The 16,121-nt window shown below is 70.3% G+C and carries 8 protein-coding genes; 1 reads left to right on the top strand and 7 read right to left on the bottom strand.

All coding sequences use genetic code 11. The features are described 5' to 3' along the window. Positions 1-42: 42 nt before the first annotated feature. The 7 genes from ACTMSW_RS11905 to ACTMSW_RS11875 form a co-directional block, all read right to left on the bottom strand. Positions 43-4,329 (bottom strand): discoidin domain-containing protein, encoded by a 4,287-nt coding sequence (locus ACTMSW_RS11905; protein ID WP_441180597.1) that lies wholly within the window; start codon positions 4,327-4,329, stop codon positions 43-45. 98 nt (positions 4,330-4,427) lie between these two features. Beyond that, positions 4,428-7,283, bottom strand: a complete 2,856-nt coding sequence (locus ACTMSW_RS11900; protein WP_441180596.1) for a discoidin domain-containing protein — start codon at positions 7,281-7,283, stop codon at positions 4,428-4,430. A gap of 156 nt (positions 7,284-7,439) precedes the next feature. Then, a complete protein-coding gene (locus tag ACTMSW_RS11895) occupies positions 7,440-9,092 on the bottom strand; it encodes a glycoside hydrolase family 13 protein (RefSeq protein ID WP_441180595.1) in 1,653 nt (550 codons plus the stop codon). Between the two features lie 30 nt (positions 9,093-9,122). Then, on the bottom strand, positions 9,123-10,010 hold the full coding sequence (locus ACTMSW_RS11890) for a carbohydrate ABC transporter permease (protein WP_441180594.1): 888 nt from the start codon (positions 10,008-10,010) through the stop codon (positions 9,123-9,125). A gap of 13 nt (positions 10,011-10,023) precedes the next feature. Next, positions 10,024-10,980, bottom strand: coding sequence for a carbohydrate ABC transporter permease (locus ACTMSW_RS11885; protein WP_441180593.1), 957 nt, complete (start codon positions 10,978-10,980; stop codon positions 10,024-10,026). Between the two features lie 83 nt (positions 10,981-11,063). Further along, complete coding sequence (locus ACTMSW_RS11880; protein ID WP_441180592.1) at positions 11,064-12,443, bottom strand: ABC transporter substrate-binding protein; 1,380 nt, start codon at positions 12,441-12,443, stop codon at positions 11,064-11,066. Between the two features lie 209 nt (positions 12,444-12,652). After that, positions 12,653-13,657, bottom strand: a complete 1,005-nt coding sequence (locus tag ACTMSW_RS11875; protein WP_441180591.1) for a LacI family DNA-binding transcriptional regulator — start codon at positions 13,655-13,657, stop codon at positions 12,653-12,655. Between the two features lie 210 nt (positions 13,658-13,867). On the opposite strand from ACTMSW_RS11875, the gene ACTMSW_RS11870 reads away from it, so the two are divergent. Beyond that, positions 13,868-15,931, top strand: coding sequence for a glycosyl hydrolase family 28-related protein (locus ACTMSW_RS11870; RefSeq protein ID WP_441180590.1), 2,064 nt, complete (start codon positions 13,868-13,870; stop codon positions 15,929-15,931). The last annotated feature ends 190 nt before the right edge of the window (positions 15,932-16,121 follow it).

Genomic DNA, 16,121 nt, shown 5'->3' with positions numbered 1-16,121 from the left:
GCCGCCGGGAGGACGTGGTCCCCCGACGGCGCCGGACGCGGATCAGCTGCGGTTGATGGTGAACGTGCTGGTCGTGTTGCGGATGTCCTGGTAGTTGTCGCTCAGCCGGAGGTTGACGAAGGTGGCGGAGCCGACCGCCGGGCCCTGACCGGCCTCGGGCATCTCGTTGACCCAGATGCCGTAGCCGGACTTGGCGTCGAAGGCGTCACCGCTGCGCCGCGCCCCGGAGATCGACACGTTCGTGAAGACCGTGTCCGTGATCGGGTTCTCCGGTTGGCCGCCGGTGTACCTGGTCTGGAACATGATCCCGGAGTAAGTCGGATCAACGATGTCCACGTCGGACACACGGATCCCGCGGAACTCCTTCGAGGCCGAGAAGACCCAGATCGCGGGGAAGGTCTGGGCGCCCCAGAAATGGCCACCGGCCCGGATCAGCGAGATGTTCTCGAACCGGGTGGGCGGACTCGCCCCGAACCCGATGAACTGGTAGCCGAAGTCCAGCGAACTGATCGTGATACCCGAGTACGTCAGCATGTCGGCGATGTAGAGGTTGCGGAACACGTTGTCGTAGCCGCCGTACACGGCCAGACCCGCCGCCCGCCAGGTCAGCGTGGCGGTCAGGTTCTCGAACACGTTGCCGTGGTTGGCCGTGGTCGCGCCCTGGTCGGTCGCGGAGAAGAGCGCGAACGCGTCGTCCCCGTTGGACCGGCCCTCCGAGTTCGCGACCAGGTTGTTGGTGCTGCCGTTGGTCATGTTCACCGCGTCGGCGAAGGTGTCCCGGAACCGGCTGTTCGTGATCTTCAGGCCACTGACGCTCACCCCCCAGTACGCGCAGACGGTGTGCTCGACCCAGACGTTGTCCAGCGTCATGTTGTCGACGTCCTTCAGCTCGCCCCAGACCTTCCCCGGCCCGTCCTGCCGGACGGTGTAGTTGCCGAAGAACGCGAGGTGTTCGAAGGAGGACCCGCTCGCCGAGGACTGCACCCGGAAGCCCGCGTCGGTGTTCTGCTGCGCGGTGGGCGTCTGGAAGCGGGTGAACCACATGCCCGCGCCGACCACCTTGACCGCCTTCCCGTAGACCTCGAACTTCTGGGCGGTCTCGTAGGTGCCCGCCGGCAGGTAGACCCCGACCAGGTTGCCGGTGGTGTCCATCCGGACCCGGTCCAGGGCGTTCTGCACGTCGGACTGGCCGAATCCGTTCGGCACCGCATACCGGGCCGGGTCCGGGTTCGCCCTCGGCGCGACCTGCTCCAGGTTGACGAAGTCGATGGCGTACGTGGTGCTGTTCGCCGGGTCCTTCTGCAACCGGATCCGGCTGCCCGCCGGGATGGTCGAGTTGAGCAGGACGTTCGCCTCGTCGTAGAGGTGCCGGGGCGGGCCGGCGCTGGGCGAGTCGCTCGGGCTGGCCTCGGCGCCGTAGAGCCAGATGTGCTTCGAGGTGAGGCTGATCGGCTTGTGCAGCACGCCGTTGACGTAGATGTTCAACGTCGAGTCGATCCCGCCGCCGCCCGGCGCGTCCGGGATGGAGAAGCGGGTCACCAGGGCGTTGGCCGGCGCCTTCGTGGTCCACTCGACGTACGCGCCGGTGGTGTTGAGGGTGACCGCCCGCCGGCCGGACGCCTCACCGGCCAGGTCGCCGATGGTCCGGTTCGGCGCCAGCACCTGTGCCCCGCCGCCGACCGAGCCGTCCTCGGCCTCGTACATGTCGTACGGCAGGTTCGCGCCGCGTCCGACGAAGAGGGACCGGTCGCTGGTGTTGTTCTGCCGCTTCACCGGCAGCTCGTTGGCGTCGTCGGCGAGCACCACCCGGACGGTGTACCGGCCGTTGGCCGCCGTCCAGGTGCCGAGGTCGACCGGGCCGGCGGTCGCCCCGGCGGCGATGGCGCCGTTGAACGAGCCGGTCAGCGTGCGGACCACCGTGCCCTGGTCGTTGAGCACGGTCAGCGTGATGCCGTGCGCGCCGCTCGCCGAGGCGACCGTGCCCTGGTTGCGGATGGTCACCGCGAAGCTGACCGTGGCGCCCGCACTCGGCGTGCCGGGCGACCAGGTCACCGCCGAGGTGACCAGGTCGGAGCTGGCCACCGGGCTGACGGTCAGCGCGGTCGGACGGGTGTAGCTGTTGTTCGCCTCGTCCTGCTCGGTCACCGTGTTCGCCTCGTCGACCTTGCCGGTCAGCTGGTAGCTGCCGGCGTTGCGCGCGCCGATGGTCGCCGAGACGGTGGCCGACGCGCCGGCGGCCAGGGCGCCGACGGTGGCCGTGCCGACCTTCGTCGTACCCAGGTAGAAGCCGACGGCGCTGGCGGCGGAGGCCGCGGTCCCGGCGTTGCGGACGGTGGCCGACAGGGTGATCGGGTCGGTCTCCACCGGCGTCGCGGGCGACGCGGTCAGGCCCGTCACGGTCAGGTCCGGGTTCGGCGCCGGGACGCCGATGACCTGGAGTTCCGCCACCTGCCCGTTGGAGGAGCCGGAGTTCGCCGTGAACTGGAGCCGCACGTCGGCGGCGGTCGCCGAGACCGGAATGGTCACGGTGTTGCTGCCGGTGGGGCTGAACGAGTACGTGGCCGAGCCGACCAGGGTGCTAAACCCGGACGCCGACTGTTCGCGGCCGAGGACCTGGAAGGTCTGGGTGCGCGCACCCCACGCCGGGTCGGGGTTGAGCTTCACCACCAGCGAACTGATGCTCGCGTTCGCGCCCAGCGCGACGGTCAGCGTGCTCGGGTACGCCCCGGGCGCGCCCTCCCAGTAGGTGCTGACATCGTTGTCGTTGGCGTTCGCGGCGGCGAAGACGTGCACCGTCGACGAGGCGGTGATCGGCTTGCCGACCGCGAGGTTGGTGCCGCCCGGGGTGCTGCCGGTACGGGTGACCGTGTTGCTGTTCGCCGACACGTTCCCCGCCGCGTCGCGGGCCCGCACGTGGTACGAGACCGTCGCGGTGTCCGGCCGGCTGTCGGTGTAGGTGAGGGTCGAGGAGTTCACGCTGCCCCGCAGTGCGCCGTCCGCGTACACGTCGTAGCCGGTGACCCCGACGTTGTCGGTGGACGCGCTCCAGGTCAGCCGGACCTGGCCGCTGGCCGGCTGGGTGTAGGCCAGGTTGCCCGGCGCGGTCGGTGCCACCGTGTCACCGGTGTTGCCGGTACGGGTCACCGTGTTGCTGTTCGCCGACTGGTTGCCGGCGGCGTCGCGGGCCCGGACGTGGTAGGAGACGGTCGCCCCGGCCGGCTGCGTGTCGGTGAAGGTGAGCGTCGACCCGCTGACGCTGGTCCGGAGCACGCCGCCCGCGTACACGTCGTAGCCGGTCACCCCGACGTTGTCGGTGGACGCGCTCCAGGTCAGCCGGACCTGGTCGGTCGCCGGCTCGGTGAGGGTGAGGTTCCCGGGCGCCGAGGGCGGCTGGGTGTCCCCCGTCGCCGGGCCGTAGATCTCCAGCTCGGACAGCTGTCCGGCCGGCCAGACGGTGTTGGCGCTGATGAGCAGCCGGACGTAGCGGGTGGCCGCGGTGGGCACGGTGACGCTGACCGTGTTGCCGGTGGCCGGGTTGAAGGCGTACGCCGCCGAGGCCACCAGCGGGGTGAAGGTCGACCCGTTGGTGCTGCCCTGCACGGTCAGCGTCTGGGTGCGCGCCTCCCAGCCGGGTGGCAGCTTGAGCACCAGCCGGTTGACGTTCACCGTGGCCGCCAGGTCGGCCTGGATCCACTGCGGGAAGGCGTTGTTGGCGCTCTCCCAGTAGGTACCGGCGTTGCCGTCGTTGGCGTTGCCGGCCCCGTACACGTCGGAGTGGCTGCTCGCCCCCATCGTCCTGCCGAGCGCCAGGTTGGTCGACGAGGCGGTCGCGCCGTACACCTCCAGCTCGGCGAGCTGGGCGGCGGGCCAGCCGGTGTTCGCGGTGATCGCGATCCGGACGAACCGGGTGCTGGTCGCCGGGAATCCGATGGTCACGGTGTTGCCGTTGGCCGGGCTGAACTGCCGGCCGGCGGAGGTGACGATGGTGCTGAAGGCGCTGCCGTCCGGACTGCCCTGCACGGACAGCGTCTGGGTGCGCGTCTCCCAGGAGGCGGGCAGCTTGAGCGTCACCTGGTCGACGGACGTGCTGGCACCGAGGTCGACCTGGGCCGACTGCGGCAGGGCGCCGCTGCTCTCCCAGTAGCTGCCCTGGTTGCCGTCGGTCAGGTTGGCGGCGACGAACGATCCGTTGGTGCTGCTGGCGGTGGCACCGCGGCCGGCGGCGAGGTTCGGGCCGCCGGCGGCGACGGCCGGTGGCGCCGGGGCCGCGGTGACGGCCAGGCCGACCGCGGCGAGCGCCGCGATCAGTCGGGTACGGAATCTGGACATGGTGGAGGGACACCTTCTTCCGGGGACGTGGAGAGGCGTGTGCGGTGGCGTGGGGGGTGGGCGGGGCTTCGGCCGTGGCCGGAGCCCCGCCGCACAGGTCAGGTGGCGTGGACCTCGAACTCGGAGAGCTGGGCGGCGGGCCAGCCGGTGTTGCCGGTGACGGTGACCCGGACGAACCGGCGGTCACCGGCCGGCAGCGCGATCGACACGCTGTTGCCGCCGGCCGGGTCGAAGGTGTGGCCGGCCGGGGGCTTGAGGGTGGTCCAGGTCGTGCCGTCGGTCGAGCCGAGCACCGTCAGCGTCTGGGTCCGGGTCTGCCAGGCCGACGACGGTGGCAGCCTCAGCACCACCCGGGACACCGGCCGGGCGGTACCCAGGTCGACGGTGAGCGACTGCGGGAACGCGTTGTTGGCGCTCTCCCAGTAGGTGCCGGCGTTGCCGTCGACGGTGTTGGTCGCCACGTACACGTCGGCGTGGCTGGTCGCGGTGACCGGCCGTCCGACCGCCAGGTTGCCGCTCGGCGGCGGGGTCGTGGGCGGGGGTGTCGTGGTGGGCGGGAGCGTGGTGGTCGTGCCGCCGTACACCTCGAACTCGGCGGCCTGGCCGGCGGGCCAGCCGGTGTTGCCGGCGACGGTGACCCGGACGAACCGGCGGTCACCGGCCGGCAGCGCGATCGACACGCTGTTGCCGCCGGCCGGATCGAACGTGTAGCCGGCCGACGCCTTCAGCGTGGCGAACGACGACCCGTCGGTGGAGCCGAGCACCGACAGCGTCTGGGTACGCCGCTCCCAGCCGGCCGGGAGCTTCAGCACCACCCGGTCGACCGAGCGCGCCGCGCCCAGGTCGACGGTCAGCGACTGCGGGAAGGCGTTGTTGGCGCTCTCCCAGTAGCTGGCGGCGTTGCCGTCCACCGTGTTGGTCGCCACGTAGCTCTGGGTGGAGCTGGAGGCGACCACCGGCCGGCCGAGAGCCAGGTTCCCGCCGGTCGGCGGAGGCGTGGTCGGCGGAGGCGTGGTCGGCGGTGCGGTGGTGGGCGGCGGGCTGGTCGGGCCGGTGCCCCACCGCGGCTCGGGCCACGGCCCGCAGTACGGGGTGGCGGTGTACCAGCCGGAGTTGCCCGCGCCCTGGGTGATCTGGAAGCCGCCGCCGACGCAGTTGTGCATCGGGTTGGCCTGGGCGATGTTGGTGGCCCGGACGTTGGTGAAGGTGACCTGGCTGGCCGCCTGCACCTGGAGCGCGTACGTGCCGGCGCCGTCGATGCGGACGTTGGTGAAGCTGATCCCGCTGGTGGCGCCCTCGATCCAGTGCAGCGCGGCGTACGAGCTGTCGAGGATGTCGGTGTCGGTGACGGCGATCGCCGCGCCCTGGATCGGTTCGTTGAGCGCGGAGAACCAGATCGCACCGACGCCGAACCGCCAGTTGTAGTCGGAGTTGCCGTTGCGGATCAGGGTGTTCCGGGCGACGGTGATCGTCCCGGAGACGGCGGTCGGGCCCTGCACGCCCGGATACCGGTTGGCGACGTGGATGCCGCCGCCGTTGGTGACCGAGTCGGCGGTGACGTTGTCGGTGATCCGGATGTCCCGGCCGCCGTAGGTGACCAGGTGGTTCGCCAGGATGGTCACCCCGATGGTGTTGAACGTGAACGAGTTGCCGACGTTCGGCACGGTCTGCGCCCACATGGCGAGCGCGTCGTCGCCGGTGTTGCGGACGAAGGTGTTGGTCACCGTGGAGTTGGTGACGCCCCAGTGGAAGTTCACCCCATCGGCGGTCTGGTCGAGGATCCGGCTGTTGCGGATGGTGAAGTTGTCCATCGGCCCGTCCATCCAGGCGCCGACCTTGGTGTGCTGCATCCAGACGTTGTCCACGACCGAGTTCGTCATGGCCCCGCCGATCGCGTTGACCTGGTCCTCGTCGACCCGCTCGCGGATGTCGCCGATGATCGCGAAGTCCCGCAGGGTGACGTTGCGGCTGGGACCACCGGCCTCGTGCGGCCGGATCTCACCGGAGTAGCCGCCGCCCGGGACGTACTTGCCGTAGATGCCGGCCGCCCGCTTGCGGTCGGTCGGGTGCCGGCCGCCGAGCACCGAGTACCACGGTCCGGCGCCGCGCAGGGTCACCCCGTCGACCACCACGTGGTCCCAGAGGGTGAAGGTGCCGGTGGGGATCCACACCGCCCTCCCCTGCGCCCGGCCGGCGTCGACGGCGGCCTGGAACTTCGCGGTGGAGTCGGTGGCGCCGGTCGGGTCGGCGCCGAAGTCGGTCACCACGTCCAGGACGCCGGCCGGCTTGGCGATCGGTGCGCCGACCAGCTCGAAGTCGGCCAGGTCGATGGTGAACGTCGGCGACCGGTCGGTCGAGGAGACCTGGAGGCGGATCTTCGTGCCGGTCGGGTAGGTGGTCCCGAACAGGGTCCGGGTCTCGTCGTAGAAGTGGTGCGGGTTGGTGTCACCGGGATTGTTGTTGAACGGGTAGCCGCCGTAGTACCAGCCGTACCGGGAGGTCACTGGGACGGCCTTGACCAGGGTGCCGTTGGCCCGCAGGTCGATGCTGGCGTCCCGGCCGGTGCCGGCGGCGTTGTCCGGCAGGCTGTAGCGGAAGGTCACCGCGTTGGCCGGCGCGGTCAGGGTGAACTCGACGTACTCGCCGACGGCGTCGAGGGTGACGGCCTCCCGGCCGGACGCCTCCGACGGGAGCGTGCCGTAGCGGCGGTCCGGACCGATCCTCGTGCCGTTGTGCGCGACCTCCTCCGCCTCGTGCTCGACGAACGGGACGGTCGCGCCTCGGCCGGGGATGTCGAACGGGGACAGGCCGGCGGCGCGGGCCGGGGTGGCGGTGCTGGTCAGCGCGACGACGGTGAGCGAGGTGGCGGCGAGGACGCCGGCGAGGGCGGCGACGCCCGCGCGGGTGCGGACTCGTCGGGGTGGGTGCGGGACGGCGGTGGCGTGCTCGGGCATGAGCGAGGCTCTCCCTTTCGTGGCTGGTGCAGGTCCCCCCGTGGCGGTACGGCTGCGCTTGGGGTGGCACCTCCTCTCGGGCTCGTCGCCGGTGTGTCCGGCGGGAGGGCTCGGTGCCGGCGGCAGGGACGGGGCCGCCGGCACCGAGGGATGACGTCAGGCCGCTTCGGGTCCGGCCCCGGACTCTTCGGCGGTGCGCAGCCAGACGGCGGTGTCCGGTGGCAGCAGGTCGTCGTCGAGCGGCCGACTGGCCAGGAGCAGCCGTCCCCGCGCCGGCAGCGGCACCGGACCGTCGGAGAGGTTCACCAGGCAGCGGAAGCCCGCGCCCCGACCGAACGCGAGCACCCGGTCCGGGGCGGGCAGCCAGCGCATCTTCCCGTCGCCGAGCGCCGGGTCGGCCCGCCGGATCGCGATCGCCGCCCGGTACAGCTCCAGCATGGAGTGCGCGTCGCCGGTCTGGGCCTGGACCGTGCGGTCCTTCCAGTCGGCCGGCTGGGGCAGCCAGGGCGACGCGGACCCGTCCGGGCTGAAGCCGAACGGGGGCTCCTCGCCGGACCAGGGCAACGGCACCCGGCAGCCGTCCCGGCCCGGGTCGACGTAGCCGGAGCGCGGCCACATCGGGTCGGTACGGCGCTCCGGGGGGATGTCCTCGACCTCCGCGAGCCCGAGCTCCTCACCCTGGTAGACGTAGGCGGCACCGGGGAGCGCGAGCGAGAGCAGCGCGGCCGCACGGGCGCGGGTGGTGCCCAGTTCGAGGTCGGAGAAGATCCCTTCCCGCTTCTTGGCGAAGCTGAAGGTGGTGTCCTCCCGGCCGTACCGGGTGACGTGCCGGGTGACGTCGTGGTTGGAGAGCACCCAGGTGGCCGGCGCACCGACGGGCGCGTGCGCGCTCAGCGTCCCGTCGATGCTCTCCCGCAGCGCGTCGGCGTCCCAGGCGCAGCCGAGGAAGTCGAAGTTGAACGCGGCGTGCAATTCGTCCGGGCGGAGGTAGTTGGCGAACCGCTGCCGGTCCGGCATCCACACCTCACCGATCAGTGCCCGGTCGCCGGGGTAGGAGTCGGCGATCCGCCGCCAGGCACGGTAGACCTCGTGCACCCCGTCGAGGTCGCGGAACGGGTGCGGCCGGTCCGGCAGCGTCTCGGGCAGTGTCCCGTCCTTGACGAGCAGACCGGCCGAGTCGATGCGGATGCCGTCCACTCCACGGTCGAACCAGAACCGCAGGATGTCCTCGAACTCCGCCCGCACCCGGGGGTGGTCCCAGTTGAAGTCCGGCTGCTCGGGGGTGAACAGGTGCAGATACCAGTCACCGGGGGTGCCGTCGGGATTGGTGGTCCGCGTCCAGGTCTCGCCGCCGAACTCGCCGATCCAGTCGGTGGGCCGTTGGTCGCCGTCGGGGCCCCGGCCGGGACGGAACCAGAACAGGTCCCGCTCGGGCGCCCCGGGTCCGCCGGCGAGCGCGGCCCGGAACCACGGGTGCGCGGCCGAGCAGTGGTTCGGCACCACGTCGACGATGGTCCGGATGCCGAGCGCGTGGGCCTCCGCGATCAGCGCCTCCACCTCGGCGAGGGTGCCGAAGACCGGGTCGATGTCGCGGTAGTCGGCCACGTCGTAGCCGGCGTCGGCCATCGGGGAGGGGTACCAGGGGCTGAACCAGATCGCGTCGACCCCGAGCGCGGACAGGTGGTCCAGCCGGGACCGGATGCCGGCGACGTCGCCGATGCCGTCGCCGTTGCCGTCGGCGAAGCTCCGGGGATACACCTGGTAGATCACCGCTCCACGCCACCACGGGCCACCGTCTGCTGTGGACACGAGCACCTGCTTTCTGGAAGGTCTTCGGAGCTAACCCTTGAGGCTGCCGGTGGTCAGGCCGGACATGATGTTCCGCTGGAAGATCAGAAAGACGATGACGGTCGGGAGCGCGGCGATGACCGACGCGGCGATCACCACGTTCATCGGCGTGCCGCCCGAGAAGGCGTAGATGCCGACGCTGACCGTCCGGGTCTCGGGCGACGGCATGACCAGCTTCGGCCAGAGGAAGTCCTTCCAGACCGCCGTCACGGCGAAGATCGAGACCACGCCGAGGATGGGCCGGGAGATCGGCAGGATGATCGACCACAGCGTGCGCAGCGGCGTCGCCCCGTCCATGAGGGCCGCCGCCATCAGCTCCTCCGGGATCGAGTCGAAGAATCGTTTCAGGAGGAAGATGTTGAACGCGTTCGCGACCAGGGGCAGCCAGATCGCGAAGGGCGAGTCGAGCAGGTTGATGTGCAGGATCGGCAGGTCGATCACGGTCACGTACTGCGGGACGATGAGGACCATCGCCGGGATCATCAGCGTCGCCAGCATCAGGCCGAGGATCACGTTGCCGAAGATCGGTCGGAGCTTCGACAGGGAGTACGCCGCGGCGGTGTCGAACACGAGTTGGAACAGCACCGCGCCGGCCGCGTAGTAGAAGGTGTTGAACAGCAGCTTGGCGAGGTCCAGGTTGTTCCACGCGTCGGCGTAGTTCTGCCACTGCGGATCCCGCGGCACCAGCGTCGGTGGCGTCTGTGCGATCTCCTGGCCGGACTTGAGCGCGCCGGTGACCATCCAGTAGAGCGGCCCGAGGAAGATGAGCGTGAAGCCCACGACGACGCCGGTGAGCACCGCCCAGTAGAGGATTTTGCCGCGCCCCCGCCGGAGCTGGGCGTGCGAGATGAGGGTCCGGGTCCCGGAGTCCTGTGCCATTCCTCGTCCCGTCCTAGTCCTGTTTCGCGCTCAGCCGCAGGTAGGCGGCGGAGAAGCCGGCAAGCACCACGAGCATGATCACGCCGAGCGCCGCAGCGCCGTTGAGGTCGTTCTGGAAGAACCCGTGCTGGTAGATGAGGTACGCCACCGAGGTCGCGGAATCCTCCGCGCCCGCACCGTTGGCGAGGATCAGCGGTTCGATGAAGAACTGCATCGTGGCGACGATCTGCAGCATCGCCAGGAGCGCGAGGATCAGCCGGGTCTGCGGGATCGTCACGTTGACGATGCGCCGCCAGATGCCGGCGCCGTCGAGCTCGGCCGCCTCGTAGAGCTCGCCGGGGATGTTCTGCAGCGCCGCCAGGTAGATGAGCACCGCGCCGCCCATGTTCATCCACGTCGACGCGATCACCATCGCCGGCATCGTCATCTCGGGCGACTGCATCCACTGCGACGTCGGCAGGTGCAGTGCCTTGAGGATCGCGTTGAAGAGTCCCGCGTCGCTGGGGTCGTACGCGTAGAACTTGAAGAGGAAGAGCGCCGAGGCGGGCGGCAGCATCACCGGCAGGTAGACCAGGATCCGCAGGTAACCCCTGGCGTGGCGGAACTCGTTGAGCAGGATCGCCACGAAGAACGGCACCGCGTACCCGAGCAGGAGCGCGAGGGCGGTGAAGAGGAGCGTGTTCCGCCAGGCGGTCCAGAAGCTGGGGTCGTCGAGGATGCGGGCGTAGTTGTCCCAGCCCACCCAGGTGGTCTCGCCACGCCGGGTGCGCTGGAAGCTCATCACGAAGCCGCGGATCATCGGGTACCAGGAGAAGACCGCGAAGCAGAGGACCGCCCCGATCAGGAACGCGTGCCCGGTGAGGTTGTCCCGTACCTTGCGGCCGCGGCTCGTGCGCTCCGGCCCGGCCGGGTACGACGGCGTTGCGCGACCCGAGGTTCTGGTGACACTCGGGACGGTGGTGATCGCCAAGGCAACTCCTGCGGAAGTCGGTGACCGGACGGGGCGGCGCGGGGTGTGGGGGCCGGCGGCGTGCCAGCCCCCACCGCACCGGATCAGCTCTCGGCGGCCAGGAGCTGGTTGACCTTGTCCTCGGCCGTCTTGAGGAGCGCGTCGATGTTCGCGTTCGGGTTCGTCAGCACACCCGACATCGCGGTGTCGAGGACCGCGTAGATCGCCTGCGCGTTGCGGGGCTCACCCTTGATCGGCACCGGGTTCGCCTCGAAGATCGCGAAGTTGGTGGTGTCGACGTTCGCGTTGGCCTTGCGCAGCTCGAACTCCTGCTTCTGGGCGTCGCTGCCGCCCGCGAAGAGCAGCGGCTGGGGCAGGCCGACCGGGTAGTTCTGCGGCTTCGCCCGGACGTAGTCGAACTGGCCCTTGCCCGGCGTCAGCTTCTGGTACGCGATCCACTTCAGACCGGCCTTGACCTGCTCGGGGGTGAGGCCCTTCTTGAAGAAGTAGCCCTCGCCACCGCCGAGCGTCGCCTTGGCCGGGCCGTCCTGCCCGGGCAGCGGGCCCATCGCCCAGTCCTGGAACTTGCCCTGGAACTGGCTGACGATCGCCTGGGTGGCGTCCGGCGCGCCGATGAACATGCCGACCTTGCCCGCGGCCGCGTTGGTCAGCAGGTCGCCCCACTGCAGCAGTTGGCGGGAGCCCATGCTGTTGTCCCCGTACCGCATGTCCTTGAGGTTCTGCAGGACCTGCCTGCCCATCGCGTTGTTGAAGTCGGCCTTCGTGCCGTCCTCGGTCAGCACCTGCCCGCCCTGCGAGTAGAGCAGGGAGGTGAAGTGCCAGCCTCCGGTGTTGCCGGCGCTGTACTCCGAGTAGCCGGCGATGCCGTTGCCCAGTGCGGAGATCTTCTTGGCGGCGTCCCGAACCTGGGCCCACGTCTTGGGCGGGTTGTTCACGTCGAGACCCGCCTGCTGGAACAGGACCTTGTTGTAGACCAGACCCATCGAGTAGTTCTTCGCCGGGACGGCGTAGAGCTTGCCGCCGTCGGTGAAGGCCTCCTTGAGCGCCGGATCGACGCTGTCCCAGGTCGGGATCGTGTCCTTGTTGGCGAACTCGGTGATGTCCATGGCCTGACCGGAGTCGAGCACCTGCTGAAGGTCGGTCATGTACCCGTAGAACACGTCGGTGACGGTGCCGCCGGCGAGGCGGGCGGTGAAGTCCGGCGGGTTGTTGCACTGCTCGCCGACGCTGACGCTCTTGACGACGATGTCCGGGTTCTGCCGCTGGAACTCGGCGACGTCGTCGTTCCAGTTCTTCAGCAGCTCCTTCTGTGCGCCGACCGGCTGGCAGTCGACGGTGATGGTGACCTTGCCGCCTGCGTCGTTCGTGGCGTCGTCACTCTTCGTGGAGCAGGCCGTGAGGCTGAGCCCCAGGCCGGCCACGAGCGCCAACGCCGCGGCCTTCCGGTATCGCGGTACGGACATCTGTCCACCCCTTCGGGAACGGGCGTCTCTATGACGGTCTGGCTCATGCACACGGGATGTTTCGTGGCGATGACGATACAAACCCGTATCGCTCCTCGCAAGAAGCGAACGGAAATATGAAAGATAACGATTACAGCGCGCCCGGGCAGCAAAAAGGGCGGACCCGTAGGGGTCCGCCCTTTTTGTCCGACGCCTTGCGCCGGTACGGATCAGCCGGCGCCGCGCACCGGTCCGGTGGAGCCCCGCACCACCAACTCGGGCTCGAACAGCAGCTCGTCGGCGAGCACGCCGGCCCCGTCGATCTGAGTGACGAGCAGGTCGACGGCGGCCTGGCCCATCGTCTCGATCGGCTGCCGGACCGTGGTCAACGGCGGGTCGGTGCACGTCATGAACGCGGAGTCGTCGAACCCGACCACCGAGATGTCACCCGGCACCGAGCGCCCCAGGCGGCGGGCCGCCCGGATGGTGCCCAGGGCAAGGACGTCGCTGGCGCAGATGACGCCGGTGACCCCCCGCTCGACGAGCTTGGTCGCGGCGACGCGCGCCCCCTCCATGGAGAAGCTGGAGCGTTCCACGCACTGGTCGTCGTCGGCCCAGCCGGCCACCTGGATCATCGCGGCCAGCTTCCGCCGCGACGGGACGTGGTCCTCCGGGCCGAGCACCAGCCCGATCCGCTCGTGCCCGAGCGAGCGCAGATGCCCGTACGCCTGCTCCACGGCGACCGCGTCGTCGGTGGAGACCCGGGGGAACCCGAGCTCGTCGACGCCCGCGTTGACCAGCACCACCGGCAGCCCTCGATCGGTGAGCCGCCGGTAGTGCTCGTGCGAGGCGTCCGCCAGCGCGTACGACCCGCCGGCGAAGATGACCCCGGAGACCTGGTGGTCCAGCAGCATCTCGACGTAGTCCGACTCGGGCACGCCGCCGATCGTGCGGGCGCAGAGCGCGGGGGTGAAGCCGCGCTGGGCCAGGGACCCGGTCACCACCTCGGCGAGCGCCGGGAAGATCGGGTTCTGCAGCTCCGGCAGTACCAGCCCGACCAGCCGGGCCCGCTCGCCCCGCAGCTTGGTGGGGCGCTCGTAGCCGAGGACGTCGAGCGCGGTCAGCACCGCGGTCCGGGTCGCCTCCGACACTCCGCCGCGCCCGTTGAGCACCCGGCTCACGGTCGCCTCGCTGACACCCGCCTTGCGGGCCACCTCCGTCAACCGCTTCGTCACGGCCGCAATCCTACGTTGGGTTCCTGCAAGAAATGAACTGGCCAATGCTCTGGGATGACAAACGTTGAAGATCGTTTGCGCACCGCCCCGCCGCGGCAACGTTCACTGCCGACTGACTGCCCGGAATTTTCGGTTTTCGGTCGAACTATTGCGTGGTCAAGTCGTAAGCTGGCATGATGGCCGTCAATTTCCTCCTCGCAAGGAGCGGCCATGGCGCTCACCCGCCGCACACTGACCGGCCCGACATCGTCGTACCCGCGCCGCCGGCACCGTCGCAGGGCGGCGATCGCCGCCGTGACGACGCTGGTCACGGCCCTGGGCATCCTGACCGGAACGCCGGCCGACGCCACCGCCGGGCAGCCCGGTCCCGCCGCAGCGCCGGTGGTGACCCGGGCCGCCCTCGACCCGTCGCTGGTGGCCGGCCGGGGCGCCCGCGTCGCGTTCCTGGAACAGGAGGCGGAGAACGCGGTGACGACCGGCGAGGTGATCGGCCCCGACCGGACCGCCTACACGCTGCCGGCGGAGGCGTCCGGCCGGCGGGCGGTCAAGCTGCTTCCCGGCCGGTACGTCGAGTTCACCCTGCCGGCGGCGGCCAACGCGATCACCGTGCGCTACAGCATCCCGGACGCGCCCAGCGGTGGCGGCATCACCGCACCGCTGGACGTCGCCGTCAACGGCAAGCGGATCCGCAGCATGACCCTCACGTCGGAGTACGCGTGGCTCTACAACCAGTACCCGTTCACCAACGACCCGAACGCCGGCCTGCTGCACCCCGACTGGTGGATCACCGAGTGCTCCTGCGTCCCGGCCGTCACCACGCCGTACCCGAGCATCCAGAAGCCGTTCCGGCCCAGCCACTTCTACGACGAGCAGCGACTCCTACTCGGCCGCACCTACCGGGCGGGTGACCGGGTCCGGCTCACCGTGCCGGCCGGCAGCAACGCCGCCTGGACGGTCGTCGACCTGCTCGACTCGGAACTGGTCGGCCCGCCACGGGTGCGCCTGCGCGCCGCGAACGTGCTGGCCTTCGGCGCCGACCCCACCGGGCGGCGCGACTCGGCTCCCGCCATCGAGCGGGCCGTCGCCGTCGCGAAGCGCACGGGTCGGACCGTCTACCTCCCGCCCGGCACCTACCAGGTCAACCGGCACATCGTCGTCGACGACGTGACGATCGAGGGCGCCGGCAACTGGCACACCGTCGTCAAGGGACGCGAGGTCACCCTGCCCACCCCGGCGCCGGACGGCTCGGTGCACACCGGCGTCGGCTTCTACGGACGGGACGCCGCCGACGGCGGCAGCCGCAACGTCCACCTATCCGGTTTCGCCATCGAGGGCGACGTCCGGGAGCGGATCGACACCGACCAGGTCAACGGCATCGGCGGGGCGTTGAACGACTCCACCATCGACGGCCTGCACCTGCGGCACACCAAGGTCGGCATATGGCTCGACGGTCCGATGCGCAACGTCCGGATCACCAACACCATCATCGTCGACCAGATCGCCGACGCGGTGAACTTCCACACCGGCGTGACCGACTCGCTCGTCGCGCACACCTTCGTCCGCAACACCGGCGACGACGGGCTGGCGATGTGGTCGGAGGACACGGCGAACGCCCGCAACACGTTCGACCACAACACCGTCCAGTCACCGGTGCTGGCCAACGGCATCGCGATCTACGGCGGAACCGACAACACCGTCTCGCACAACCTGATCGCCGACCCGGTCCGCGAGGGCAGTGCCATCCAGGTCGGATCCCGCTTCGGCGCGGAACCCTTCACCGGACACCTGTGGATCACCGAAAACACCACGGCCCGTGCCGGGACGTACGAACTGAACTGGAAGATCGGACTCGGGGCGATCTGGCTGTACGCGCTCGACCGCAGCATCGACGCCCGCATCGAGGTGGTCGGTGACGCCTACCTCGACAGCACCTACAACGCGATCATGCTGGTCAGCGAGTGGGGCGTGAAGGACCTGTACTCGATCGACGACGTGGTGTTCCGGGACATCCGGGTGGACGGCACGGGCACCTCCGTGGTCAGCGCCCGCACCGCCGGTTCCGCGTCCTTCCAGAACGTGGACGCGCGACACGTCGGCGCGGTGGGCGTCAACAACTGCGGGTCGTTCCACTTCACCCCGGCCGGGTCCGAGTTCCGCCTCACCGACCTCGGCGGCAACGACGGGGGCTGGCTGGCCGACTGGCAACTGCCGAACACGATCACCTGCGACGACCGTCCGCCCGTCGTACCGCCGCCACCGCCGGCCGACTGGTGACGCCCGGGCGGGGTGGCGACGGACACCGTCGCCGCCCCGCTTCCGTCCCGCCGGGGTTGCCGCGAGTGGATGCCTCGACTACGTTTCTGGGCACGCCGTCGAGCCGGAAGGAGGTCAGAACAATGTCCGATGTTCTGCGCCCCCTCCGCGTTCCGGCGTCCACGCGGAGCTGACCCGGGGCGTCAGCTTT

Source organism: Micromonospora sp. BQ11 (assembly GCF_052068135.1).
GTDB lineage: Bacteria > Actinomycetota > Actinomycetes > Mycobacteriales > Micromonosporaceae > Micromonospora.
Note: the sequence above shows the minus strand (reverse complement) of the source record. Positions and strands in the feature narration are given on the sequence as shown.

Coding starts and splice junctions, on each gene's coding strand:
- ACTMSW_RS11905 (WP_441180597.1), bottom strand. CDS start 4,329: ATGTCCAGATTCCGTACCCGACTGATCGCGGCGCTCGCCGCGGTCGGC.
- ACTMSW_RS11880 (WP_441180592.1), bottom strand. CDS start 12,443: ATGTCCGTACCGCGATACCGGAAGGCCGCGGCGTTGGCGCTCGTGGCC.
- ACTMSW_RS11890 (WP_441180594.1), bottom strand. CDS start 10,010: ATGGCACAGGACTCCGGGACCCGGACCCTCATCTCGCACGCCCAGCTC.
- ACTMSW_RS11900 (WP_441180596.1), bottom strand. CDS start 7,283: ATGCCCGAGCACGCCACCGCCGTCCCGCACCCACCCCGACGAGTCCGC.
- ACTMSW_RS11870 (WP_441180590.1), top strand. CDS start 13,868: ATGGCGCTCACCCGCCGCACACTGACCGGCCCGACATCGTCGTACCCG.